General features: G+C 52.1%; 21 protein-coding genes. 9 read left to right on the forward strand and 12 right to left on the reverse strand.

Features of this window, described 5'->3' with window-relative positions:
* Positions 1-7: 7 nt before the first annotated feature.
* From Q4E40_RS03555 to murI, 3 genes are all read right to left on the reverse strand, one after another.
* Complete coding sequence (locus Q4E40_RS03555) at positions 8-1,195, reverse strand: glutathionylspermidine synthase family protein (protein WP_303410081.1); 1,188 nt, start codon at positions 1,193-1,195, stop codon at positions 8-10.
* A 170-nt stretch (positions 1,196-1,365) separates the two neighbouring features.
* The gene (locus Q4E40_RS03560) at positions 1,366-1,920 is read right to left on the reverse strand and encodes a Cj0371 family chemotaxis-regulating polar lipoprotein (RefSeq protein WP_303410082.1); all 555 of its coding nucleotides are present in this window, start codon (positions 1,918-1,920) and stop codon (positions 1,366-1,368) included.
* An 815-nt stretch (positions 1,921-2,735) separates the two neighbouring features.
* A complete protein-coding gene (murI, locus tag Q4E40_RS03565; protein ID WP_303410084.1) occupies positions 2,736-3,551 on the reverse strand; it encodes a glutamate racemase in 816 nt (271 codons plus the stop codon).
* Positions 3,552-3,861: 310 nt separating this feature from the next.
* On the opposite strand from murI, the gene Q4E40_RS03570 reads away from it, so the two are divergent.
* The 3 genes from Q4E40_RS03570 to Q4E40_RS03580 all read left to right on the forward strand — a co-directional run bounded on the left by Q4E40_RS03570 (position 3,862) and on the right by Q4E40_RS03580 (position 6,835).
* A complete protein-coding gene (locus tag Q4E40_RS03570; protein ID WP_303410086.1) occupies positions 3,862-4,389 on the forward strand; it encodes an RDD family protein in 528 nt (175 codons plus the stop codon).
* A 120-nt stretch (positions 4,390-4,509) separates the two neighbouring features.
* Positions 4,510-4,866: an SPW repeat domain-containing protein gene (locus tag Q4E40_RS03575; RefSeq protein WP_303410087.1), complete on the forward strand. Its 357-nt coding sequence runs from the start codon at positions 4,510-4,512 to the stop codon at positions 4,864-4,866.
* A gap of 97 nt (positions 4,867-4,963) precedes the next feature.
* Positions 4,964-6,835: an ABC-F family ATP-binding cassette domain-containing protein gene (locus tag Q4E40_RS03580; protein ID WP_303410088.1), complete on the forward strand. Its 1,872-nt coding sequence runs from the start codon at positions 4,964-4,966 to the stop codon at positions 6,833-6,835.
* A gap of 56 nt (positions 6,836-6,891) precedes the next feature.
* Here Q4E40_RS03580 and Q4E40_RS03585 read toward each other — a convergent pair whose 3' ends face one another.
* Both Q4E40_RS03585 and Q4E40_RS03590 read right to left on the reverse strand, forming a co-directional pair.
* Entirely contained in the window at positions 6,892-8,031 is a 1,140-nt protein-coding gene (locus Q4E40_RS03585) for a hypothetical protein (RefSeq protein WP_303410090.1), read from the reverse strand.
* Between the two features lie 79 nt (positions 8,032-8,110).
* Entirely contained in the window at positions 8,111-9,136 is a 1,026-nt protein-coding gene (locus Q4E40_RS03590; protein ID WP_303410150.1) for an alkaline phosphatase family protein, read from the reverse strand.
* Positions 9,137-9,578: 442 nt separating this feature from the next.
* On the opposite strand from Q4E40_RS03590, the gene Q4E40_RS03595 reads away from it, so the two are divergent.
* On the forward strand, positions 9,579-10,337 hold the full coding sequence (locus Q4E40_RS03595; RefSeq protein ID WP_303410091.1) for a phenylalanine 4-monooxygenase: 759 nt from the start codon (positions 9,579-9,581) through the stop codon (positions 10,335-10,337).
* Between the two features lie 76 nt (positions 10,338-10,413).
* On the opposite strand, the gene Q4E40_RS03600 is transcribed toward Q4E40_RS03595, so the two are convergent.
* Positions 10,414-11,085, reverse strand: coding sequence for a hypothetical protein (locus tag Q4E40_RS03600; protein WP_303410093.1), 672 nt, complete (start codon positions 11,083-11,085; stop codon positions 10,414-10,416).
* Positions 11,086-11,206: 121 nt separating this feature from the next.
* The gene (locus tag Q4E40_RS03605) at positions 11,207-12,355 is read right to left on the reverse strand and encodes a CaiB/BaiF CoA transferase family protein (RefSeq protein WP_303410095.1); all 1,149 of its coding nucleotides are present in this window, start codon (positions 12,353-12,355) and stop codon (positions 11,207-11,209) included.
* A 717-nt stretch (positions 12,356-13,072) separates the two neighbouring features.
* Here Q4E40_RS03605 and Q4E40_RS03610 point away from each other — a divergent pair.
* The 5 genes from Q4E40_RS03610 to pncA all read left to right on the forward strand — a co-directional run bounded on the left by Q4E40_RS03610 (position 13,073) and on the right by pncA (position 19,816).
* Complete coding sequence (locus tag Q4E40_RS03610; protein ID WP_303410151.1) at positions 13,073-14,506, forward strand: DEAD/DEAH box helicase; 1,434 nt, start codon at positions 13,073-13,075, stop codon at positions 14,504-14,506.
* Between the two features lie 260 nt (positions 14,507-14,766).
* On the forward strand, positions 14,767-17,214 hold the full coding sequence (locus tag Q4E40_RS03615; protein WP_303410096.1) for a TonB-dependent receptor domain-containing protein: 2,448 nt from the start codon (positions 14,767-14,769) through the stop codon (positions 17,212-17,214).
* Between the two features lie 396 nt (positions 17,215-17,610).
* Positions 17,611-17,940 carry a hypothetical protein gene (locus Q4E40_RS03620; RefSeq protein ID WP_303410098.1) on the forward strand — a complete coding sequence of 110 codons (330 nt, stop codon included), beginning with the start codon at positions 17,611-17,613 and terminating at the stop codon, positions 17,938-17,940.
* A 302-nt stretch (positions 17,941-18,242) separates the two neighbouring features.
* The gene (locus Q4E40_RS03625; protein WP_303410099.1) at positions 18,243-18,956 is read left to right on the forward strand and encodes a PIG-L deacetylase family protein; all 714 of its coding nucleotides are present in this window, start codon (positions 18,243-18,245) and stop codon (positions 18,954-18,956) included.
* A 245-nt stretch (positions 18,957-19,201) separates the two neighbouring features.
* Positions 19,202-19,816 (forward strand): bifunctional nicotinamidase/pyrazinamidase, encoded by a 615-nt coding sequence (pncA, locus tag Q4E40_RS03630; RefSeq protein ID WP_303410100.1) that lies wholly within the window; start codon positions 19,202-19,204, stop codon positions 19,814-19,816.
* Between the two features lie 181 nt (positions 19,817-19,997).
* On the opposite strand, the gene Q4E40_RS03635 is transcribed toward pncA, so the two are convergent.
* The 5 genes from Q4E40_RS03635 to rocF all read right to left on the reverse strand — a co-directional run bounded on the left by Q4E40_RS03635 (position 19,998) and on the right by rocF (position 25,653).
* Positions 19,998-20,945 (reverse strand): aldo/keto reductase, encoded by a 948-nt coding sequence (locus Q4E40_RS03635; RefSeq protein WP_303410101.1) that lies wholly within the window; start codon positions 20,943-20,945, stop codon positions 19,998-20,000.
* An 81-nt stretch (positions 20,946-21,026) separates the two neighbouring features.
* Complete coding sequence (locus tag Q4E40_RS03640; RefSeq protein ID WP_303410102.1) at positions 21,027-21,959, reverse strand: 1,4-dihydroxy-2-naphthoate polyprenyltransferase; 933 nt, start codon at positions 21,957-21,959, stop codon at positions 21,027-21,029.
* 49 nt (positions 21,960-22,008) lie between these two features.
* A complete protein-coding gene (locus tag Q4E40_RS03645; protein ID WP_303410104.1) occupies positions 22,009-22,506 on the reverse strand; it encodes a glutathione peroxidase in 498 nt (165 codons plus the stop codon).
* 376 nt (positions 22,507-22,882) lie between these two features.
* A complete protein-coding gene (gene argS, locus Q4E40_RS03650) occupies positions 22,883-24,673 on the reverse strand; it encodes an arginine--tRNA ligase (protein ID WP_303410106.1) in 1,791 nt (596 codons plus the stop codon).
* 8 nt (positions 24,674-24,681) lie between these two features.
* Complete coding sequence (rocF, locus tag Q4E40_RS03655; protein ID WP_303410107.1) at positions 24,682-25,653, reverse strand: arginase; 972 nt, start codon at positions 25,651-25,653, stop codon at positions 24,682-24,684.
* Positions 25,654-25,793: the final 140 nt, after the last annotated feature.

A 25,793-nucleotide genomic window follows, 5' to 3' on the forward strand; every position in this document is an offset into this window, starting at 1 on the left:
TTAAAATTTACCCTTCCACCAGGTGCGGTACGAACTGCGACAGGTTGGTGATGATGCCCTTCTCTCGTCTGAAACCAATGGCGGCCCCTTCGCCTGACCAGAACACGCCGGCCTGGTACTGGAAGCCGTTGCTGTCTTCGGGCAGTTCGCACCAGCGCTGGTATACCTGCTGCTGCTGATCATACTCGCCACGCACTTTCGTCACACGCCCTCTGTCCACTACCTCCACGCTTTGCCCTTCACGGCCGAAGTACGGCTTTTTGATGTACTTACCTGCCAGCGGCTCAATATCTGCTTCCAGCAAAAGTGGGTGGTACGGGAAAGCCTTCCAAAGCCAGGCCAGCATGCCTTTGCTCTGAAACAACAAGGTATAGGCGGGGTTGGCAATCGTGATCGTGCGGGAGCGTGAAAGCAAGGTCAGGGTTTTCAGGAGTTCGGGCTCCTCCCAGGCAATCTGTTCCCAAGGCAGGAGCTTGAACAGGAACGGAAAGTGCCGCCACTGTCCCTGCTCTACCTGCGCCCACACGCCTTTCTCGTCGCCTTCTGTGGAAAAATTCACCTCCTCGATCGGGCACAGGTGGGCCTCAAAACCCGCTTCGTTCGCGGCTTGCGTGATGACGGCGCAGTTGGCTTCGTCTTCGGCACTGGCCCCGAGGTAGGTTACAAGTAGGGCGGGCGCTAAGTCCTCGTTACGCTCGCGCCATACCCTGAGCTGCTCTACCAAGGCCTCGTACAGGCCGGAGTACTGCAGTGCGTCATTTTTGCCTGCTGCAGCTAAACTAGCCCACTGCACCACAGCCGTTTCAGGTATAGAAGTGGCGGTGTCAGCATTGAACTCCAGCATTTTGGGGCCGTCCGGCGTCATGGCCAGGTCAAAGCGGCCGTACAAGTGCATCTGGCGCTCGTCGTTCCAGGATAGACGAACCAGTTGCCATAGGTTTTCAGGTATACCCAGCACATTCAGGAATGCATCCGGAAGATCTTTCGGGATGGCCTGCACCATCATCGTATAAAGTGAACTGGCGGCATCGAGCAATTCCTCAGCTTCGTCCTCGGTGATCACTACCGCCTCGCCGGGCACGTAATTGGCGCATCCGTCTTCCACGCACCACTCCCAGCCCAGTCCGCGCACGGCCTTCTCCACATCGCCTGTATGGGGCTTTATCTGTATGCTCGTCTTCGAATTCTCTGACATGAACAGTCTTTATCTAATAAGTTGAAATGCGAAAGAAGGTAACGGTACAAGCAGAGTGGCTTACACCGATACCTTCAGCACAAGGTATAGCCTATTCGAAACAGGAAGCTATACCTGCCTCATGTTTATACCTGAGGTAGGCAAAAAAGTCTTTGCTTGTTTTAATTAGCTTAAGCTCCCGCTCCGCTGCTGCGTCCACGGAAGTAGCCACTACGACCTGAACGCGGCGCTGTAGACTGCTGACGATACGTTTGCACGTTCTGGCGCCAGGCTGCGGTTTTGTTCATCACGCCTTGGTTAGCATAGTAGGCAGGTCTCGGTGACATCATGCGACCGGCCATATAGCCCATCGCACTCCACCACAACACATTGCCCAACCCGAAACCACTCCCCTGGTTGTACTGCTGCTGGTTGTTGGCCAGGTCACGCATCTGGTTCTCCAGTGCCAAGCCCTGCAGCGTGTCCACGCGGCCGTCGTTGTACTTCAGAATGGCCATACTATGGCCTGGCGCCGTGGTTCGCTCATCTGTGATTTTCCACTGGTCCGGTGCTTCTTCAGTCAGTTCGGTTACTACACCATCTGGTGCTGGCACTTCTGTGCTTGCGTTTCTCTCGTCATTTTGCTGCGTGTTGGAGTCGCAGCTGGTCAATCCCATCGTAGCGGCAGCTGCCACAATAAAGGCGTTGCGTTTAAAGTCCCCGATGGTCAAATATCGCTTTTTCATAAGATTTTCACGGTTGCAGGATAAAGGTACTCTTTTTACGGGATTTTTGGAAGGAGGGGGTTTGGGGTTGAATGGGTGAATTGTTAAATTGTTGATGGTTGAATTGTTGGGTGCATGATTAACGCACGCCTGCTACTCCTTTTTCCGAGGGCCCCTACCCCCGGAGTGGATTTCTGTAAACGACTTGAACAGGCATTGACCAATCTGAACTTTCTCAATCTAGATACCCAAAATGCCCTGAATGCTCTTTCGGACATCTGTGTCCGAAAGTATTTCTGTCGGGGACATCCTTGTCCCCCTATACTGGTGAACCTGAGCTCGGGGATGTGGACATCCCCAGCAGATGGCTTTCGGACATGGATGTCCGAAAAAGCATTTGGGAGAGCTTCTGAAAAAGAGACCAGAGTCCGCCTAATGACGCACACTCGCGGACGCGAGCGAAGGCGAAAGTGGAATGTGCATGATTCGGACAGGTCGCTGTCCTTACAAACGAATATTTCTGTAAGGCTCTACTACAAGGCCCTTCGGGATTTATCAATCCCGAAGCTAACGGTCGGGGATTTCCTAATCCCCGTGTATAGGTTTTGCAGGTATATGGGGACAAGGATGTCCCCCGCAGAATTACTTTCGGACATGGAAGTACGCTTTGCAGGTATATGGGGACAAGGATGTCCCCCGGCAGAAATGCTTCCAGACATGGATGTCCGAAAGAACTAGTGGAGCTAGTGTAAAGCCGTTGCACAAGAATGACTTTACATTTACGTTCGCTATATTTCAACTTTCTAACTTTCACCTTTTCTACCTTCCAAACTCCCCTACTCCCACAGCGGGTAATGTTCCAGGTGCACTTGGCGTTTGAAGAAGATGCGGGTGCTTTCTTCGAATGACCTAGTAAAATCCGACACATAGAAGGCATGATCGCCCAGAAGCTCAGCAGATACCAGCTCGTTGGCTTCCAGGAACCTGCGGACATGTTTTGCCACGATCTGGCTGGCATCGAGCACGTCCACTTTGCCCTGGTAGTAGTTTTCAATCTGCTTCTTGATGAGCGGGTAATGCGTACAGCCCAGTATCAGCGCCTCTATACCTTGCAGCTCCGGTGCCGACAGGTAGGCGTGGATCACATTCTCAGAGATCGAGTCATTGAAAAAACCCTCCTCTATCATGGCGGCCAACAGCGGCGTAGCATGCGACTTCAGCGTGATATCCAGGTCCAGCGCATCAACTTTTTTGAGGTATACATTTGAGTTGACGGTTTGCTTCGTGCCGATGAGTCCGATCGTTTTGCCTGCGTAGGTCTTGCCAATGTGCTCTACCACCGGATCAATCACATTGAGCACGCGCGCTTTGCTGCCCACATATTCTTTCACCAGCTCGTAAGCGGCCGCGGAAGCCGAGTTACAGGCAATCAGAATTACTTTGCAGTGTTGCCGGAGCAGCAAGTCACAAATCTTGACGGCATAGGCTTGTATCGCGGCAGTCGACTTGTCGCCATAAGGCAAGTGCGCTGTGTCCCCGAAGTATACCAGCCTCTCCTGCGGCAGCGCCCCCACGATTGCCTGGGCTACCGTAAGTCCGCCGATGCCACTGTCAAAAACCCCGATAGGGTACGTGTTTTTTCTATCTCCCATACTGCGCTAAGTTACGTCAAAACCAACAAAATAAGTCGTTCACCATCATTTTACAGCCATTCACTTATTATGTATTTTTCATTGAATTTTTCAAACTTATAATTGAGTTAAGAATCAGTCTGGAAGCGCAACAAGCACAGCTAAATATTATTTTTACAATATATTTTGTTAATAAAATTTAGTTGCTTATATTTAACTACTTTACTTAAAGGGAGTTGCTATTAAATTCTACAGTAGCCGAACACGACACCCCGTTGGCTTTATCAACAAAGCAGATAAGGCAGCATATCCACCTCTCAGCTTAACCCTTATGCCAACAGCTATCACCGACTCCGTGTTCATTATGTCGACCGCTTCCCCAGTTGTGAAGCGCACCCCCTTGTATGGTAGTTTTATGAGTCGCTTCGTGGCGTTCCTCATCGATACGACCATACTCGTGTTCTGGTATTCGATCATACTTTACTCCATGGCCGAGTATTCTTTGCAATTCAATACGTGGAAACAGGTGATTTATGACGGCAGTGTCAGTTTACTTGAGTTTGAAGTGGTCCTGCAGCTGTTCTTCTACAGCCTGTATTTTCCGGTGCTGCACTGGCTGTACTATACCTTGCTGGAGGCCTCCCCAAAACAGGCTACCATCGGCAAGTTCACCCTAGGCCTCAAAGTGACAGACCTGCGTGGCAAGCGCATTACTTGGCTGCAGGCCAATGTGCGCTATTTTTCCCGCATCCTTTCAGCGCTCCCCCTGCTGCTGGGCTTTGTGCTCATACAGTTCCAGCGCCGCAGACAGGCACTGCACGATTACGTGGCCCGAACAGTGGTAATGACAGACCAGTAAATTGAACTATTTCCCTACTATATATCAAACACTGCTTTTTCTGTAACGTATACTATACCTTGTACAACAAATAGAAAGGAGGTAATGATGCGTTTTATCCCAACCCGTTTTCACGGCATATTGGACTATTTATACGGTATCTTACTTATAGCCTCGCCCTGGCTATTTGACTTTGCTGCAGGCGGTGCCGAGACGTGGGTGCCTGTTGTCATTGGCGCGATCGTGCTCCTGCAAACGATCTTCACAGATTTTGAAATGGGGCTGGTGAGAAAAATCCCGATGCAGTCCCACTTGATGATGGACTTTGGTATTGGTGTCATCCTGGCGCTATCGCCCTGGTTGTTCGGATTTGCCGACCTTATCTATACACCGCACCTGATCTTTGGTGTGTTTTCGATACTGGCCTCACTCACAACGCACCGTACGCCAAGCAGAGCTTACAAGACCCACGTAGCGCACGAAGATCCTTTAAAATAAGCCACATAAACCATGTGTAACCCAACAGGCTGACTCCAACAAGTCAGCCTGTTTTATTTTGCCTGCTGCATAGCGCAGAAATGCCTAAATTTGCCTTATGAATTACCTATCCGCAGATAATATATCGAAAAGCTTTGGCGAACGCTGGCTTTTCAAAAACCTGAATTTTGGCCTCAGCCAGGGGCAGCGTGTAGCGCTTGTAGGCGTAAACGGCTCCGGCAAAACCACCCTGCTGAACGTGCTGGCAGGCAAACTGCCCCCTGATGAGGGCAGCGTGAGCGTGCGCAAAGAAGTCACAATCGGTTTCCTGGGCCAGAACCCGGAGTTTGACGAGGAACTGACCGTGCAGCAAACCATTTTTGGCGGACAGGGCGAAGTGCTCGACACCATACGCGACTACGAGGTAGCCATCTCTCACCCGGATACCAGCGCGGAGGTCATGCAGCGACTGATGGAGCGCATGGACGAATTGCAGGCCTGGGATTTTGAGATCAAAGTCAAGCAGATTCTCTCCAAACTAGGTATACACGACCTGGAGAAGCAAATCAAGCACCTTTCGGGCGGACAGCGTAAGCGTGTGGCCATGGCTCGTGTGCTGATCGAAGAGCCCAGCATGCTGATCCTGGATGAGCCTACCAACCACCTGGACCTCGATACCATTGAGTGGCTGGAAGGCCTGCTCTCTACCCAAAACACCACCCTGCTGATGGTGACGCACGACCGTTACTTCCTCGACAAAGTGGCCAACGAAATAGCCGAGCTCGACAACGGCGAACTCTATACCTACAAAGGCAACTACAGCTATTTTGTAGAGAAAAAGGCCTCCCGCGAGGAAATGGCTGCAGCGGAAACTGAAAAGGCGCGCAACCTGATGCGCAAAGAGCTTGACTGGATCCGTCGTCAGCCAAAGGCCCGTGGCACCAAAGCCAAGTACAGAGTAGACGCTTTTGAGGAACTGAAAGAAAAAGCGGCAAAGAAAGTGAGTGGCCCGCAACTGGAGCTCTCCGTGAAGACCACCCGTCAGGGCGGCAAGATCATCGAAGTAGACCACATTTCGAAGTCCTTTGGCGAAAAGAAGATTGTGGACGACTTCTCGTATGTGTTCAAGAAAAAGGACCGCATCGGTGTGGTGGGGCCGAACGGCGCCGGCAAGTCTACGTTCCTGAACATGCTCACCGGCAAACTGCAGCCCGACAGCGGCACCATCGACGCCGGCCAGACCACGGTATTCGGTTACTATACCCAGGATGAGCTGACCTTCAAGGAAGACCAGCGCGTGATCGACATCGTGAAGGAAATTGCTGAAGTGGTGGAGATGGCCAATGGCGAGGTGATCACGGCGAGCCAGTTCCTGCAGCACTTCCAGTTTGCGCCGCCGCAACAGTATACCTTTGTGAGCAAGCTGAGCGGGGGCGAAAAGCGCCGTCTGCAGTTGCTGCGCGTGCTGATCAAGAACCCTAACTTCCTGATTCTCGACGAGCCTACCAACGACCTCGACATCATCACGCTCAATATCCTCGAGGACTTCCTGCTCAACTTCGGCGGCTGCCTGCTCATGGTATCGCACGACCGTTACTTCATGGACCGGCTGGTGGAGCATCTGTTCGTATTCGAGGGCGAAGGCAAGATCCGCAACTTCCCGGGCAACTACACCGACTACCGCGAGTGGCTGAAAGAGCAGGAAAAAGTAGTGCAGGAGATAAAACCAGCAGCTCCCGTGGTCGAGCAGAGACAGGAAAAACCGGAAGGCAAGCGCAAACCGACCTACCAGGAGAAAAAGGAATTTGAAGAATTGGAGAAAGAAATGCCACGCCTGGAGGCCCGCAAGGCCGAACTGATAGAAACCATGAACGCCGGCACCACCACCGACCACGCGCAGCTGAACGCCTGGGCCAAAGAACTGGAGCAGCTGAATGAGAAACTGGAGGAAAAAGAGATGCGCTGGCTAGAATTATCTGAAATCATGTAATTCGCACCAATGCTATACCTTTAAATCGCCGAAGCAACCCGTTTGTTTCGGCGATTTTATTTCAGGCCTCTCACCGTCACGTAGGCTTTCTGGTTGCGTTCGCCCACCTTCACGATTTCCCGCTCAAACTTACGCGGGTGGTTGATGATCTCGTAAAAACTATCCAGGTAGCTGAGCGACTGCCGCAAGCCTGATTTACTCAAAGGCTCACACTGCCTGTATACCGCGTAGATCGGGGTGCGGTAGGAGTTAAATGTATTGACCATTTCGCGGTGCACATTTTCCGGAAATTCGTATGCCCGGTACAGGCGCTGCCTTGTTGACTTTATACCCAGTTCAGGAGGAGGCGAAGCATACGGCGCCCCCACTATACCTGCATAGTCGAAGTCGAAAGGTACGGGAATGGGCGCTGAGAGCGAGTCAGGGGCCAGCAGGTCGATGTTGTGGCGGTAGGGCACCGACCAGTCGGTGTTGCCGATCATGTACTGAAAGAGCGCCAGCCGGGCCATGGCTTTCTGTTCCATGTGAGCCATGCCGATGATCCTTTTGGCAGGTATGAGCTTCAGGCGGGTGCGCTTGGCCACGGCCTTGTCATCCTCTATCAGAAAGGCATAGCGCACCTCCTCTTTCCGCCGTCCGGTGCTGTCCTGGTAGGTAACCTGGCACAAACGCACCCGAAAACTCTCCTCCGCCAGAATGTTGTATACCTTGTAGACGAGATACTCCTTGATCACATAATCGTCATTGATGCAGTGCGTCACCAACTTTATCTTGTTCTGCCCTTCGAAGATAGAGCCTTTTGGCATTTGCTTACGGACCAGGTTGAGCATGAGCGGAGGGAATCGGCAGACGTTCACATCGCGACGGCGGTTGCCTCGCACCATCACCCGGAGTGGCATGTTCACAACAGCACCCGTAGTGTCAGCGTAAGAGAGTGTAGCGGTGTGATACTTCCTTTCTTCGCCGCGGTCTTTCAGCAACTTCTGGTAATTAACCACCAGCGTAAACTTCAGCAGCGAATCCTCCGAAAACAGGTCTTTTGGTTTCGCCGCCTGCCCGCTTTGCTGTGCTGCTATACCTGGGTTTTTGGTGGGGTATACCTGTGCCATCCCCTGCAGCGGAAGACACAGCACGGCAGTCCACACCAACAGGTATAGCTTATACCTATAGCCACCAAAATTTCGGAAAGCTGCCATTGGATGAGAGAATAAACGATGCAGCCCGTAGCAACACAAATCAGATAAAAGCTATACCCTGTCTAGCCAGGTATAGCCATCAGGGAACAGGCACCTTGCCTGCCGGCAGCCTGCGCAAGCTGCGACGCGTAAATAGTTCGGTCATGACCGTACCTTCCGATTGCGGAAAAGCTATACCTAGCATCGGGGCCACCGTTGCCGAAATATCCACCAGCGTATACTTGGTTTCCACAAATCCTCCCTTCCGGAAGTCAGGGCCCAACGCCAGCAGGCTGATGCGCCGGCAGCCCTCGCAATCATCGCCGTGGTCTACCCAACCGCCGTCCACCGAATCCAGGTGGCGGCCGTGGTCCGTGGTGATCAGCAGCGTCGTTTTTTTGCGGTAATGCTTGTCTTTTCGCAGGAAGTCCCAGAGTTGCTTCGCATAGCGGTCACCACGGGCAATACCGCGCAGGTAGAACTCCCAGTTGCCTGCGTGGGCAAAGCCATCGGGCTCCATAAAGTTGATCAGCATCAGGTTGGGTCGATTGGTTTTCAGCACCTTCAGCACCTCAATTAAAGTCAGGGAGTCGGCCCGGTAGCCACTGCCCGGCCCGCTGATGCCACAGTTCAGCGAGGGCAGCTCATGGCCTTGCCAGTCGGGGTTCAGGGTGTTGCCCAGGATATCCAGTTTGTCTTTGCTCGACACGATCCAGGCGGCAGTGGCGGGTTTGCCCGTCTGCTTGCGCCAGACCTGAAAAAAGGAAGGGTTCGCAGGGAGCTCTGCCCCAGTGTTGTCGATGGCTTGATTTATCCCTGTGGTGATGGCCGTATGGCCGGAGTTGGTGTAGGTATAGCCTTCGTTCCGGAAGTTGTTGCAAAAGGTGCCCTGCGGTACCATTTTCTGCGACATGTTCGGTATAAGGCCCGGTACGGCTCCCCAGGTTTCGGAATAGCGCACCCCGTCAATCACCAGGATGATCACATTCTCGGAGCGTAAGCCTCCGGCTCCTCCTCCCGCACCGGATGCGGCGCAGGAGCTGAGTAGTGCCGCTACTGACAGGATCAGCATCATTTGTTGCCAACCTGCTTGCTGCTGCTTCAAAAACTCCCGGAGTGCGACCATACGTGACACAAAGCAAAGATCATAAAATCCTATAATCAGGTATACGATTTCCACTAAAGTTCAGGCATCTATCCCAAGTGACCTTGTAAATTCGAAAAACCCGGCAGAATAACTTGCGTTTACGCTCAAGAATACTCTAATTGCGAACATCAAAAGATAAATGCATACACCAGCAGCCATAGCGACCCTCCCATTGCCTTTGCCACTCGGCACTGCGCTGCTGCATGCTGTTTCCGCTGATTGCTATCGTGCCGCCTATTATTGCTACGGTTATTATTACCGATGCTTTACTGCGCTCTCTCAGGCAATCAGGCGACTCAAAAACCGCACCTAAACAGGAAAAGCCTCACCATAGGCAACCCTAAACTGATACAACTGAAGCAGAGCGAAAGCTCTGCTTTTTTCATTTTATACCTAATCCAAAGATTTAAAACCGAACCATATGACAGCCATGAACCTGACACAGAACTACAGCAGCTACACGTCCGAGAACCACCAGGTATGGGCCATCCTCTACGACCGCCAGTTGCACAATCTTCCCGGCAAGGCAATACCTGAGTTTATGGAAGGGCTTGACAAAGTAGGCTTCAGCCGCGACCGTATACCTGATTTCAACGAGATCAATCAAAAGCTCAAGCCGCTGACCGGATTTGAAGTGGTGGCTGCGCCCGGGATCGTCGATGATGCCCTGTTCTTTCAGTTGATCGCCAGCAAGCGCTTCCCAGCCACCGTGTGGGTGCGCCGCATGGACCAGCTTGACTACCTCGAGGAACCCGACATGTTCCATGACGTATTTGGCCACGTGCCACTGCTCACCATACCGGTGTACTGCGAGTTTCTGGCCAAGCTGTCCGAGCTGGCCCTCACCCACCTCGACCGACCCGATATCATTGATAGACTCACGCGCATCTACTGGTATACCATTGAGTTCGGTTTGTTCCGCAAGCCGGGCCAGCAAGCGCAAATTTACGGAGCGGGCATCCTTTCGTCTGTTGGCGAGAGCAATCTGTCTGTATCGGAAGAAAGCGTGAAACTGGACTTCGATGTTACCCACATTCTGGACACAGCTTACATTAAGGAGACTTTCCAGAGCCAGTACTTTTGCATCCACAGCTTTGAGCAGTTGCTCGAGAGTTTGCCAATAATTGAGGAAGCCCTGCAACGCCTACGCGCCCAGGTTGCATTGGCCGCTACCAATTAGCTTTAAAATCAAGCCCCGCCTGCGGCAGGTATATATACCTACCGCAGGCGGGGCTTGCTAAACTATACCTGTCAGGTTAGTGCGTGAGGTCGTGGCTGACCATGAAGCCCAGCTTGCGCGGCCTTGACAGCTGGGAGTTTTCAAGTTTCTGCTTATAGGTAATGCGCTCAATATCCGAGACATCCTGCCCCATTAGGTCGTTGTTCACTGCTGCCACCATAGCGCTCTCCACGATCAGGCGCAGCATGTCGTCGCTTATCACGTTGCGGGCAATACGGTCCGAAGGCAAATCCATCTGCTTCACCCCTTCTATCAGAAAGTGATTTTCAATGTTGATCAGCATGCGGCCCACCAGGTAACCCGGGTCGTCGAGGCGGTTATACTTGATGGTATCGGCCATGAAGTTGTAGGCCATGATGTGCCCGAAGAAACGACGGCGAAAGTCTTCTTCTACATAATCGTTGCGCATGATCTCGTAATCGTCCGGGAAGGTAATGATGTTGGAGTGCATCACAAATACAAGCAGATCGCCTGAGAACTTGATCTGAAATTCCAGGTCGCTGATGGCCTTGTACTCGATCACCACATCGGCATTGTGCGTCGTGATCCGGGTGGTCAGCTCGTCCACAATTTCCTGTGAGAGCTCCTTCATGCGGGTAAAGGTTTGGTAAGTGTTGCGGTAAATAGCCTGCTTGGTAGCTGACTTTTGCTGTAGTCCTTGTATTATATCGTCGAGTCTATCTTTCATACTTGCTTTTTGTCGGGTGCTGTGTTTTTTACTCTAATCCTTTGGAAATAGTTATTTGGCAACCTTTTACCAGCTTCATCCACAGGCTCTTCGAGGTGCTAAATAATAAGTATCTGCCATATTAGGGGGTATCAGCAAGATTATCCAGCACCTGGGCCTGGTGCTGCGCGAAGGCTGGTGGAGGCGTTACAGTTTCAGCTGCCGTTCCTTCCACCACGAAAGCAACCTGCCGGATGCCGCTCGGGCCATTGGGCTGGGTGAGCAGCATGCGCCTGGCCTGCGGCTGTTCAAACACTTCGGGCACGCTGTTGACGGCGCCTGCCGGCACATGCAGCCTGTGCAGCTCCCGCAGCAGCCCATCGCGCTCTTGTTGCCTGATCAGCTGTTTCAGTTGTTGGTTCACCGCGCTCCGGTGCTGCACTCGGGCGCTATTGGTGGCATAGTCGGGGTTATCGGCCAGGGCAGCATCTCCCAGCACCCGGCACAGCCGTTTGAACTGTCGGTCGTCGCCTATGGCAAGCACGAGTTGCAAACCATCTTTGCAGGTATACACACTGCCGTAAGGCACAATGTTGGGGTGCTCCGACCCCATGCGCTGCGGATTGTGCCCCGCTACCAGGTAGTTCGTTCCCTGATTGGCCAACGCCGACACTGCCGCATCAAACAGCGACACCTGCACATAGCTCCCCTTGCCGGTGCACCCGCGCTGAATCAGCGCCGTCAGGATGCCTTCCTTCAGCTGGTGCGCCGCCAGCAGATCCACCAGCGCGACGGGCATTTTGGTGGGAGGCCCGTCCGGTGAGCCGTTCATATGCATAAACCCACTCTCCGCCTGAACCACAGCATCGTAACCCGCCCGCTGGTCTTCCAGTCCGTAGCCGGTAATGTGCCCGTATACCAGTCTCGGATTGAGCTGGGCTAAGGTATGGTAATCCACTTGCAGTTTCTCGGCGTCTCCTGGCTTGTAGCTGGCAATAATCACATCGGCTTTGGCAGCCAGTTTGTGCACAGCCTGCAGTGCATGTGGCTGGGTTATATCAAGTCCCACGGAGAGCTTCCCCCAGTTAGCCGCCGAAAAGTAAGCCGACACACCGCCCCTCGCCTGCTCGCCTGCCAGTTTCCAGCTACGCGTTACATCACCGCCGGTCGCCGCGTTTTCCAGCTTCACCACGGTAGCACCCAGCTCAGCGAAAAACTGCCCCACACTCGGTCCCGCCAGCACACTGGCCAGTTCGAGCACCAGCATATCTTTAAAAACAGGTTCTGCCATCGTCATCAGGTATAAGGTATAGAGCGTGCCGTTGCCTCAGGCTGACGCTCCGCGAGCAAAGCTATTAAAAAGGGCATAAAAAAAGCAGCTCTTCGGGGGAAGAGCTGCCAGTATGTTTTGGCTATGTTTTGTAATTAGGTTCCGATCAGGAGGTGTGCTATATCAAAATAAAGATAGCATTGATGATGTTTACACCCAGTAGAAGATAGAAGTTCGGAGATTCTTGTATAGCTTTTTTCATTTTAATTTTAAATAAATCTTTCTTTTATATGTTTTAAGATGATTGATTATATCACTTTGGGCTTGTTTACGCCTCCCTTAATCAAATGTTTCGGCGTTAATATAAAAAAATCTATGTAAATAAAATTAAATATAATTTAAGTACTATAATGTTAAAAAGCATTCTTGATTTTTACTGAAATTTAAAGCATTCTATCTATATAGCGATTTTCTAATGCTTTGAACTTTTCGAATGCTGCGTCAACTTTTTAATTGTATCGTTATATTCTCTACTGATTGACGATGCAATATTAATATAATTTTCAATATAAATAACATCAACTTTTAAATTTTTCTCAAATAAGGTATAAAAATCGTATCTTTACCCCTATAAATGCGGTTTAAAGGCCGCTAGGCCATAAAAATAATTTTAAGGAGATAACTTTGGATTTTCGTTCATTTAACCTTCACGAAGACGTGATCACCGGAATTGAGTCGATGGGCTACAATACCCCGACCCCGGTACAGCAGCAAGCCATTCCACTTATTCTGGAGCAGAAAGATATTATCGCCTGCGCCCAGACGGGTACCGGAAAAACAGCCGCCTACCTCTTGCCGCTGATCGACCGTATTTCGCACGCCAACTACGACTTCACCAGCACCCTTATTCTGGTTCCTACCCGCGAACTGGCAAAGCAGATAGATGAACAAGTGGAAGGCCTGGGCTATTTCGCCCCGGTAAGTTCCATCGCCATCTACGGTGGCAGCAAAGGCGACGAGTGGGAGCAGCAGAAACGCGCTCTCACTGGCGGTGCTGATATCATCATCGCTACGCCGGGTCGCCTGATGTCGCACATGGCGCTGGGTTATGTAAGGCTGGACCAACTCAAGTACTTGGTGCTCGACGAGGCGGACAAGATGCTGGACATGGGCTTTATGGATGATATCCTGAAGATAGTGCGTGCCCTGCCTGCTGAGCGCCAGACGCTCCTCTTCTCAGCCACCATGCCGAAGAAAATCCGCGACCTGTCGCAGCAAATCCTGCAGCAGCCCTCCGAGATCAACCTCGCTATTTCGAAGCCAGCCGAAGGGATAGACCAGCGCCTGTACCTGACCTACGACAACCAGAAACTTCCTTTGCTGGAGCACCTGATTCGTGAGTTGGAGGTATCGAACATGATTATCTTTACGTCCCGCAAGTCGAACGTGAACCAGATCGTGCGCTCTCTGCAGAAGATGGGCTTCCCGGCAGAAGGTATAAGCTCGGACCTGACACAGGATGAACGCGAGAAGGCGTTGCAGGGCTTCAAAAACAAGAAATACAAGATTCTGGTGGCGACCGATATCCTCTCTAGAGGTATAGACATCGACAGCCTGAGCCATGTACTGAACTTCGACATGCCGCAGGATGCCGAGGACTACGTGCACCGTGTGGGCCGTACGGCCCGTGCCGCCTCTACAGGTATGGCTATTACGTTTGTGAACGAGAACGACATGTACCGCGTGCGCAAGGTAGAGCAGCTGATAGAGCGCGACCTGCCGAAACTGCCGCTTCCGGAAGGTTTCGGCGCAGCGCCGGTTTTCGATCCGACTCGCCGTGATTTTGGCCGCGGAGGCAAAGGTGGCGGAAAACCTGGTGGTGCAAGACAGGGCGGCGGCCAGCGTTCCGGCACAGGTGGCGGAGGAGACCGCAACCGGCGCAGAGGACCAAAGCCGGAAGGCACGGCCGCGCACATTGACGGAAACAGCCGCCCGATAAAAGCAGCCACCCCGAAGCCTAGAGCAGAACAGGGCGCTCCAAAGGCAGAAGGGCAGGAAGGCGACCAGAAACCGAACCGCAACAAGAGTCGTAACCGGAACCGAAATCACAACAAGCCGGGCAACGCAAACCCGCAGAACAGCACCCCACCCGTTCCGCAAGACAATAACTAAACAGAAAGGGCCACTCCTACCGGGGTGGCCCTTTCTGTTTAGTTATTGTGTGCAGCTTCATCGGTGGCATCACTTGTTTTCATCTATGGAAAACGGTCCTTTGTATAATATTCAGAGATTAATATATATTATTCAATACCTTTCTATTCGTTACTGCTACGTCCCACGGCATCTGTTGTCAATTCAGGCTAAAGTGAAGTGCAGAGACAGGGCTGCTACAGCCTGGTACTGATCGTGTCATCCAAACAATTTACTCCAAAATGAAACAAACCTTACTGCTGGCGCTGCTCTGGTGCCTGACTTGCATGGCTTATGCCCAGGCACCACTGCCAACTGGCACTATCAAAGGTATCGTAGCCGATTCGGCGACACAGGCTAAACTGGACTACGTAACAGTGGTGGTGCAAGAAGCGGGGAAAAACCAAGCCATCAAGAGCACTTTCACAAAAGACAACGGCACGTTTGAGCTGATAGGCCTTGAACTGAAGCAGTACCAGTTGGTGCTCTCCTATGTAGGCTACAAAACCAAAGTGCTGCCACTCCCGGCCTTTACCGGCACGACCATCGATCTGGGCAAACTGTCGCTCGTATCGTCTGCCAAGCAACTGAAGGAAGTGCAGATCGTGACAGAAAAGCTGCTGGTGGAGCAGGACATCGACAAGATAACCTATAATGTGGATGCTGACCCCGAGAGCCAGACCATGACGGCGCTGGACATGCTGCGCAAGGTGCCGCTGCTGAGTCTGGACGCGGAAGACAACATCAAGCTGAACGGCAACAGCAACTACCGCGTGCTTGTCAACGGCAAAACCTCCTCCCTGTTCGTGCGCAGCCCGAAGGACGTGTTCAGAAGCATGCCGGCCACCACCATCAAAAGCATCGAAGTGATTACTAACCCGCCGTCGAAGTACGAGGCTGAGGGAGTGGGCGGCATCATCAACATCATCACGCATAAGAAAAACATTGGCGGGTATAATGGCTCTGTAAATGCGCAGGCCTCTACCCCGAAGGGAACCAACTTTGGCGGCTATCTGACAGCCAAGGTTGGCAAGGCTGGTTTTTCCGGATACTTCGGAACAGGCTCTTACAACAGCCCTGCCAATAGCAACAACCTGTACAGGGAAGATAAAATACGCCAAACCGTGCTGGAGCAGATGGGTGAGAGCCGCAACGATAACACCTACCAGTACGCCAGCGGGGAATTCAGCTATGAAATGGATACGCTCAACCTGTTTACCGCTAACTTCGGCATGAACCTGAACACAGGCAACAACCTCCTGACGCAGCGTGTCGAACTGTTTGATGCCAGTGGAGCGCTGACGCAGGCCTATACCCGCCTGAACAACGGCGATTACACCTGGAAGGGCAGCGACTTTGGAGCGGACTACCAGCGCACGTTCAAAAAAAATAAAGACCAACTGTTCACGCTTTCGTACCGCTTAAGCAACAGCGGCAATGGCAGCGGTTCTGATTTCACCCTCGCCCCGGTGCTCAATTTCAACGGCCAGATAAGCCAGACGGACAACGACGGCAGCTCCATGGAGCACACCATACAGGCAGATTATGTGCAGCCGATTAAGAAGCACACGCTTGAATTCGGTTTGAAAACGATCTTCCGACTGAACAGCAGCGACTACTTCTACAGCAACCGGGACCCGGAGACGGGCAACTTTGTGATGGATCCGAGTCTGAGCAACAACTTTGAATACCGCCAGGACATTTATGCGGCCTATACCTCGCTGAGCCTCAAAAAAGGCGACTGGGGCCTGAAAACCGGTGCCCGTCTGGAAGAGACCAAGCTGGACGCCAACTTCAAGTCATCCGGCACAGTGGCTACTCCAGACTATTTCAACCTGATCCCGAACATCACCCTGTCGCGCAAGTTGAAGGGCACGAGCACCATGCGCTTGTCCTATACCCAGCGCATCGAGCGGCCGAGCCTCTACTACCTGAACCCGTACGTAAACCAGATCGACCCCCTCAACATCAGCTTCGGTAACCCGAAACTGGACCCGGCCACGAATAATGTGTTTAACCTGGCCTATAACACCTTTGTGAAAGGGACGTCCATTAACGCGAGTATCTTCCACAACTTCACGAACAACTCCATCCAGAGCTATACTACACTTGGCACTGATACGGTGGCCCGCACTACCTATGGCAACATAGGCCGCAACCAGACATACGGTTTCTCTTTGAGCGGCAACACCACCCTGTTTAAAAAGTTGAGCATCAACCTGAACTCCACGACCAACTATGTGAAACTGAGCAGCGTGATCGGCGGCTTGCCTCAGAACAACGAGGGCTTCACTTACAATGTGTTTGGCTACTCGAGCTACCGCTTCGACAAGGGCTGGCGTGCCAGCGGTAACATTGGCTACTCCTCTTCGCGCATCCTGCTGCAGGGCCGCTCGGCCGGGTATGTGTGGAACAGTATTTCGGTGAACAAGCAGTTCCTGAAAGACAACAAGGCGACGATCAGCTTCTCGGTGAACAGCCCGTTCCAGAAAAACCGCCGCTCCCTGAACGAGATCAACGACCCGCGCTTCACCCAAAACCAGGAGAACATCTTCTTAATGCGCCGCTACAGTCTGGGCTTCAACTACCGCTTCGGTAAGCTGAAGGGAGACATAGCCCGCAAGAAGCGCGGCATCAAAAACGATGACGTAAAAGGTGGCGAGCAACAAGGTGGAAGCGGTGCAAACTAAGATTTTGTTAGGCTAGTTCCGGGAGCCGCACTTTAAGGTGGCTCCTGGTCTTACCTAAACTGCCTTTGAAGCTGGTAAAAATAAACTAGTCTCTCCCAACATACCAGGGTTAGGCGGGCGAGATGCTGGCTATATTGATGCAACATACCACTCAAGCAACCTTACATGAAAACATTCTTATTAACCTTCGCTCTATTCAGCGCGTCTTTTCTATCGAAAGCGCAGGATGCCAGTGTGGAAAGATCCACGACAGGAATCCAGGTGGGCTTCCTTGGAATTTGGGCACACAACGAAGCAAGACTGGCAAACAACTTAGCTTTGCGGAGTGAAGTCGGCTTTAACACTGGAATTTTGGGAGGCGGTCTCCACAGTGACACGTGGGTATTTATGACACCTATGTTCATTTTGGAGCCAAAGCTCTACTATAACCTCGACCAAAGAAGCCTGAAGTCAAAAGACATCTCCGGAAACAGCGGCAACTTCTTTTCACTTCGGACTACCTACTTTCCCGATTGGTTTGTTATTTCGAACTACGATAACATCAATGTGCTCAACCAGATATCGGTCATACCGACCTGGGGAATTAGAAGAAATATCGGAGCGCATTTCAATTATGAAACAGGTGTCGGATTCGGCTATAAACATGTCTTCACCAAGTCAGGGTATTCCTATAACACAGGGCAACCCGTATTCGACCTGCGCCTGAGAATCGGTTACCGGTTCTAAAAAAAGGACTATTGCCTCCGGTTATCCGGTCTTCTATATGCCAAAATAGCTCCCCTAGTGAGATGGGACCTGCCCTATACCTGAATAGGCCACACTATAGGGTATAAAAACAGGAGGGGAGATTTCATAGCATACTTCATCCCCAAACCCTTTATGATCGATCAAGACAATCCTGACTTTGGCAAGCTAACAGGTATGACCTAAAGCAATGTGCTCCCTTACTGCGGCCGGCCGCAATTCCTTAATCGTTCCCATGCATATGCTCGTTTAAGTATACAACCAGTATTTAAACCCGCATCGCTATGCGCATCCTCTACATTTTCCCACATCCCGATGATGAGTCCTTCGGTCCGGCGCCTGTTATGTGGCAACAGTTGGAGCAAGGGCACCAGGTATACCTGCTTACCCTCACCAGGGGCGGTGCCACCAAGGTGCGGCACGAACTGGGCCTGAGTGTAGAAGAAATGGGGAATGTCAGGTATAAGGAGATGCTGGCGGTAGAACGAGTGCTGGGCCTCACAGGTATGACCGTGCTCGACCTGCCTGACAGTAAACTGGCAGAGATGGACCCGCGCGAGATTGAAAAGGTAGTGGAAGCGCATATCCGTCAGTTGGAACCTCAGGTGATCGTGTCGTACCCGGTGCATGGGGTGAGCGGTTTTCACGACCACCTGGTGATGCACGCAGTCATCAAGCGGGTATACCTGGAGCTGAAAGACGATGGCGCTGATTACCTAAAGCGGCTCGCTTTCCTGACACTGCCCAACAAAACAGAGCAACCCCTGCAGTCCGGCAAATTCCTGATGAAGCACAGCAACCCCGACCTAATCGACTGTGAAGTAAAACTGCGGCCTGAGGATATTGAAATCATGAAGAAGGCATTGAACTGTTACGATACCTACCAGGATGTGATCAAACAGGCAAATGTGGTGGAGTCGATTGGCGAAACTGTTTACTTCGAGGTATACCAGGAGAACCTCAAGCCGCCGCTCGCCAACCTAATTGATGGGCTGTAGATTTATAAGGACAATGGAGGGTTTGGCAAAGCATTAATGCGCCAATAGGGCTATAAGCAGGGCTGGTTCAGTGGCGTTTGCTAATTTTTTTGTGGAGAGCTGTAAGGAACAGGCCAGAAGTAGCCTAAACGCACGAACGAAAGCAAATAAACAAGCGGCAGACGAATGAAAACTGCTCACGCTTTGCAAGTCATTTGTCCTTTGCCTAAATTTCCTTTTCGATCATCTATACCTATACCTGAATCATGAAAGCACTTTTGCTCATCGACATACAAAATGATTTTCTTCCCGGCGGAGCGTTGGGTGTGCCAGAAGGCGACCAGATCCTCCCGATCGTGAACCAGATTCAAGACCAGTTTGACCTGATAGTGGCAACGCAGGATTGGCATCCGGCTGATCACAAGAGTTTTGCCTCCAACCACGAGGGCAAGAATCCATTTGAGACAACCGAGCTGCTCGGGCTGCCGCAAGTGCTCTGGCCAGAGCACTGCCTGCAAGGTACACCTGGAGCCGATCTGGCCCCTGCCCTCGAAGCAAATAAAATAGAAGCGATTTTCCGGAAAGGCACCAACCCGGAAATAGATAGCTACAGCGGTTTTTATGACAACGGCCGACTAAAGTCCACCGGGCTGGCAGACTACCTGCGCGGCAAAGGCATAACGCAGCTATACCTGGCAGGTCTGGCGGCGGATTACTGCGTGTACTATTCCGCCAAGGACGCTTTGGACGAAGGCTTCGAAACGTTTGTGCTGGAAGACGCCGTCCGCGCCATCAGCCCGGAAGGCTACGAAGCAGCCCGGAAAGACATACTGCAAAAAGGGGGCAACCTCATCCAGAGTAGTGACCTGTTTATCAGCTGATCAACCGGTACCTTAGATGCCATACCTGTTTCTTAAATTTTTCAGGGATCGGGCAGGTATAGCGCAGCATTAGCTGATACCCATACGAGGGCAAAAGACTTCCTCCAATGGCACCATAAAAAAAGCAAGAGCCGCTTATAAAAGCGGCTCTTGTCGGTTAATGCTATACCTGTGCTTTCATTTAATAAGCACTCGCCTCGTCCAACTTTTTAATGGCGTCTTGGTCCAGCCGGAGGTCAGCAGCTTTTACCAGGTCCTCCAACTGCTTAAGTTTAGTGGCGCTGGCGATTGGAGCCGTTATACTGGGCCGAGCCATCAACCAGGCCACTGAAACGCTGGCTGGCGTCGTGTTGTACTGCTCAGCCACTTCATCCAGCGCCTGCAGAATGCGAAAGCCACGCTCGTTCAGGTAATTTTTCACACCATGCCCCCGTGGGCTCTGCCCCAAGTCCGCCTCGGAGCGATACTTGCCGGTCAGGAAGCCGCTGGCCAGCGCGTAATAGTTGATCACACCCAAGCCATACCGGGTACAAAGCGGCTCTATTTCTTTTTCGTAGGCTTCGCGGTCGTAGAGGTTGTATTCCGGCTGAAAGCTCTCGTAACGTGGCAGGTTGTTTTGCTCGCTTGCCTTCAGGGCCTGCTCCAGACGCTCACCGCTGAAATTGGACGCCCCGATCGCACGCACTTTCCCTTCCTGTATCAGTTTGGCGTAAGCTTCCAGCGTTTCTTCAATGGGTGTTTCCGGATCGTCGTAATGCGACTGGTACAGGTCAATGTAGTCGGTCTGAAGCCGTTTGAGAGAAGCCTCTACTTGCTGCCGGATATAGTCTTTGCCCAAACCGCCTTTGCCTTCCAACTTGGCGCCGACTTTGGTGGCAATGATGATCTGCTCCCGGCCTCCGCGCTGCTTCAGCCAGTTGCCGATGATTGTTTCGGACTCACCACCTTTATTTCCCGGCACCCAGGAGGAGTAGGAATTGGCTGTATCGATGCAGTTAAAACCCGCATCAGTAAAAGCATCCAGCAATTTGAAGGAAGTTTGCTCGTCGGCTGTCCAGCCAAACACGTTTCCGCCAAATACCAAAGGCGCTATTTCAAGGCCAGAATGACCAAGCTTGCGTTTTTCCATGTCATCAGAGTTAAAGGTAAATACTCTCTTACGGACGTAGTGGCTGAAGGTATGGCAGGTATAGCCCGCAATGCATTTCTGCTAGAGCACCTGCCCAATGCCGAAGAGCAGCACAAAGAGCATGGTCGTGATGGCCATTTGTTTGAGGTATGGGTCCAGCTCAGCGGAAGTCTGCTTACGCCATACGTTCACGCCGTTCGAGATTAAGAGTGGCAAAGCCAGCACAAACAGAAACTGCCATACGCTGTAGAAGTGGAGAAGCACGTAAGCAAAAGCACTAGCCACACCACACACCAGCAGGATGATGTGGTAGATGCGTGCCCGTTTTGGGCCGAGCCGAACAGGTATAGAGCGCTTGCCGGCGAGCACATCCGAGTTGATGTCACGGATGTTGTTTACGTTGAGCACTGCCATTGAGAAGAAGCCGCAAACCATGGCTGGCAGTATCACCAGCGGCTCCAGTTCCCGCGTCTGCAGGAAAAAGGTACCCAGCACACCCACCAGACCAAAGAAGATGAACACGAACACATCACCCAGTCCGGCGTAGCCATAAGGATTGGAACCAGCCGTGTAATTGATGGCCGCCCAGATGGAAGCCAGTCCAAGCGCTAGAAAGATCAGAAACAGGTAGATTCCCTCTGCTCCGAAAGCCACCCACAGCAGCAGCAAACCCGTTACCAGCGAGAGCAGGCTGAACACGGCCATGCCTTTCTTCATGTGCTCGGCCTTGATATGGCCTGCCTGCACCGCCCGTTTCGGTCCCTCCCGGTGCACGCTGTCGGCCCCATGAATGGAGTCGCCGTAGTCGTTGGCCAGGTTGGAAAGTATCTGCAGAAACAGCGTAGTGAGTACACAAAGGAAAACCACTGTAGCATCAAAGGCATCGTAGGCAGCAGCCATAAAGCCACCCATACCGATGCAGGAAAAGGCCAGCGGTAGCGTGCGCGGCCTAAAAGCGGAAATCCAGGCCTTTACCAGACCTGGATTCTGCGGAATGTGTTGTGTTGTATTCAAGGTGTTTTCTATAAAATCAGGTATAGTACTCGGGCCTATACCTGTCACATTACTTCTGAATAGCCGCCAGAATCTCCTCTCCCATCGGCTTTACTTTGGATGGGTAAAAGGCCACTACTTTACCGTTCTCGTCGATCAGGTACTTGCTGAAGTTCCAGCTTGGTTCCTCGTGGTTCGGGCTGTTTTTTGCCAGCCACTGGTAGAGCGGGTGCTGGTCGTCGCCTTTCACGGATACCTTCTCCATCATCTGGAAAGTTACGCCGTAGTTTTTCTGGCAGAAGGCTGCGATCTCTTCTTCTGAGCCTGGCTCCTGACCACCAAAGTTGTTGGCCGGAAAACCCAGTATTACGACCTTGTCGCCATGCGTTTCGTGCAGCTTTTGCAGGTCAGCATACTGCGGGGTATAGCCGCACTCCGAAGCCGTGTTTACCACCAGCACTTTCTTGCCTTTATACTTCGATAGATCGATTTTCTGTCCTTCCAGGCTTTCTACCTCGAAAGAATAAAAATCAGTGTTCTGTGCCGTTTGAGACGTTTGTGATTCCATCGTCGTTGTACCTGTTGCCGGATTGCTTGTGTTAGAACCACCTGAACAGGCAGTTACTATACTTAGTACAAGTCCTAGGGTTAAAAGTTGTGCGGTGCACTTCATGTTTTTTTTTTGCTTAAGGTATACGTATATGCGGCTAAACCGGAATGTATTGTTTTTGTTTTGGCTACCAATGGCGCGAGCGTCCCCGCTCGTGTCTGTTATCTTGGGGCCTCTGGCCCAGTTAAATTTGACTCATCCAATTTTAGCACTTTGCTCAAACCAGCGGTTTGATTCGAAACAAACCAGGTATAGCGTATGGGCCAGAGGCCCCGCTATAGTAGGCAGAAACGAAGAGGTTCGCGCCATTACTATACCTATATAGGCATCAATCTTACATGCGCTCCGGCACCACTATTCCCAGCAGACTCATGCTTTCGCGCACGAAGCGGGCGACCATGGCTGAGAGGGCGATGCGGAAGTTGCGGGCCTGCTCGTCTGTTTCGTTGAAGATCGAGATCTCCTGGTAGAAACGATTGTAAGCCTTGGCCAATTCGTAGGCGTAGTTCGCGATTACGGAAGGCGCATACAGTTTGCCTGCCTCCTGCACCACTTCCGGGTAGCCTACTAGTAAGGTTATCACTTCCTGCTCGGCCTCGTGCAGGTTTTTGAAGTCGCTAAACGAGGCGGCGTCTACGGCTATACCCATCTCGCCAGCCTTGCGCAGGATAGCCGAGATACGGGCATGCGTGTACTGCACAAACGGACCGGTGTTACCACGGAAGTCGATCGACTCCTGCGGATTGAAGAGCATGCGCTTCTTCGGATCCACTTTGAGCAAAAAGTATTTCAGGGCACCCATTGCCAGGGTATGGTATAGCTTCTGCGCCTCTTCCTGCGTGAAGCCTTCGATCTTGCCTAGCTCCTCGGTCTGCTGACGGGCCGTGTCGATCATCTCCTGCACCAGTTCATCAGCGTCCACCACGGTGCCTTCTCTTGACTTCATCTTACCCGATGGTAAATCCACCATGCCATAGGACAGGTGATAGATGCCTTCAGCGTACGGCTTGCCCAGTTTCTTAAGCACCGCCTTCAGCACCTGGAAGTGGTAATTCTGCTCGTCGGCCACTACGTAGATCGACTGATCGTACGGGAAGTCGTTGTGCTTCAACTCGGCCGTGCCCATGTCCTGGGTGATGTAGACCGAAGTACCATCGGAGCGGAGCAACAGCTTCTCATCCAGGCCTTCGTCGGTGAGGTCCACCCATACCGAGCCGTCTGACTTTTTGAAGAAAACGCCTTTTTGTAGCCCTTCCTCCACACGCTCTTTGCCCAAGGTATAGGTCTCCGATTCGTAGTAGAATTTATCGAAATCAACGCCGATGTTACGGTAGGTCGCGTCGAAGCCTTCGTACACCCAGCCGTTCATGGTTTTCCACAGCGACACTACTTCCTCGTCGCCCTGCTCCCATTTCTGCAGCATGGTCTGGGCTTCCAGTATCAGCGGGGCCTTTTTCTTGGCCTCTTCTTTGTCCATACCTTGCGCTACCAACTCGTCGATTTGCTCTTTGTAAGCCTTGTCGAACAGCACATAGTATTTGCCCGCCAGGTGGTCGCCTTTGATGCCGCTGCTTTGCGGTGTCTCGCCGTTGCCCATTTTCTGGTAGGCTAGCATTGACTTGCAGATATGGATGCCACGGTCGTTTACCAGGTTGGCCTTCATCACGTGGTGACCGTTCGCCTTCATGATCTCCGACACGGAGTAGCCCAAAAAGTTATTGCGCAGGTGGCCCAGGTGCAGTGGCTTGTTCGTGTTTGGTGAGGAGTACTCCACCATCACTTTTTTGCCGGAATCGGCTGCCTGCCCGTGGCTTGGGTTGGTCATCAGTTCGCGGAACAGGCGCACCCATACCTGCTCTTCGATCTCGAGGTTCAGGAAGCCTTTCACCACGTTGTAGTTTTTCACCTCGTCGGCCTGCTCTTTCAGGTAGGCCCCCAGTGCCTCCCCGATCTGCTCCGGGCCTTTACCGGCTTGCTTGGTATAAGGAAAAGTTACAAAAGTGAAGCTGCCGGCAAACTCCTTGCGGGTGGGTTGCAGACTGATGGTAGAAGCGTCAACGGTAAGGCCGAACAAAGCCTCCAATGCTTGGCTGATGCGCTGGCTAATGGCGTTTTGAAGTTGCATTAAGTAGATTAATGTATAGCTGTTTTATTAAATTCGCGGTGTAAAATGGCGTCAGTGGCAGTCTCCAGTATGTCGAAGGCGTTCTCGGCCATGGTGTTTTCCGTGTCGAGCGTCGGGTTTATCTCAGTCATCTCGTAGCACACAATGCGTGGGTCCTGCAACAGGTGGTAGTTGAGCAATTTCGCTTCCTCCACTGTCAAGCCTACTTCCACTGGCGTTCCCGTTCCTTTCGAAAACTTCGAGTCGAGGCTGTCCACGTCAAACGACACATAGATGATGTCGCAGTCACGCAGGCGCTCGAGCGCTTCGGCTGCCACTTGCTCCGGCCCTTTCTGGGTAAACTCGGCATAGGTAAAGTTTTTGATGCCGTACTTGCCCAGCAAAAAATCCTCCGGCTCTTCCGTGTCGCGCACCACAATGTATACCAGGTGCTCTGGCTTGAGTTTCGGGCCGTCAAAGCCCAGTTTCTTGAGCGAGTTCCAGAAGAACACCGTCTCCTGCTCTGGGTCGTTTATCTGCCGTTCCAGGTTGTCAAGGTTCAGGGCCATGGCCAGCGGCATGCCGTGCACGTTGCCCGATGGCGAGGTATACGGCGAGTGGATGTCAGCGTGTGCGTCTACCCAAATCACACCCAACGTCTTGTCCGGGTAGGCGGCTTTTATACCTGCTATGGTGCCGTGCGCGTTGGAATGATCACCGGAAAGCACCAGGGGGAACATGTCCAGCTCCAGCGTTTGCACAACAGCATTGGCAATGTTCTTCTGCACAGCCAGAATGCTATCGATGCGATGGGCATTTGGAAAAAGGTCCTTCTCGAACAGGGTATAGTTCAGGTCAGGTACGCTGATAGAGTTGAAGCGCTTGAAATAATCGCAGCCTTTGTCCCAGCAGGCTACCCGTAGCGCGTCTATACCCATGCTGGCTCCGCGCGTACCTGCGCCGAGTTCTGAGCGTACTTCTATCAGTTTAATCTTTTTCATAGGCAAATTGGTGGTTTGCTGTAGTTCAGTTTTGCTTTCCTCACAAAAATCTCCTCTCCTTGGTCATCACCCCCTCATCCTCTTGAATCAGGTTCGGGATCTTCCATTGCGGAGAGACTCGTCATCCAAAAACACACTCC

It is taken from the genome of Pontibacter coccineus, assembly GCF_030546575.1.
GTDB lineage: Bacteria > Bacteroidota > Bacteroidia > Cytophagales > Hymenobacteraceae > Pontibacter > Pontibacter coccineus.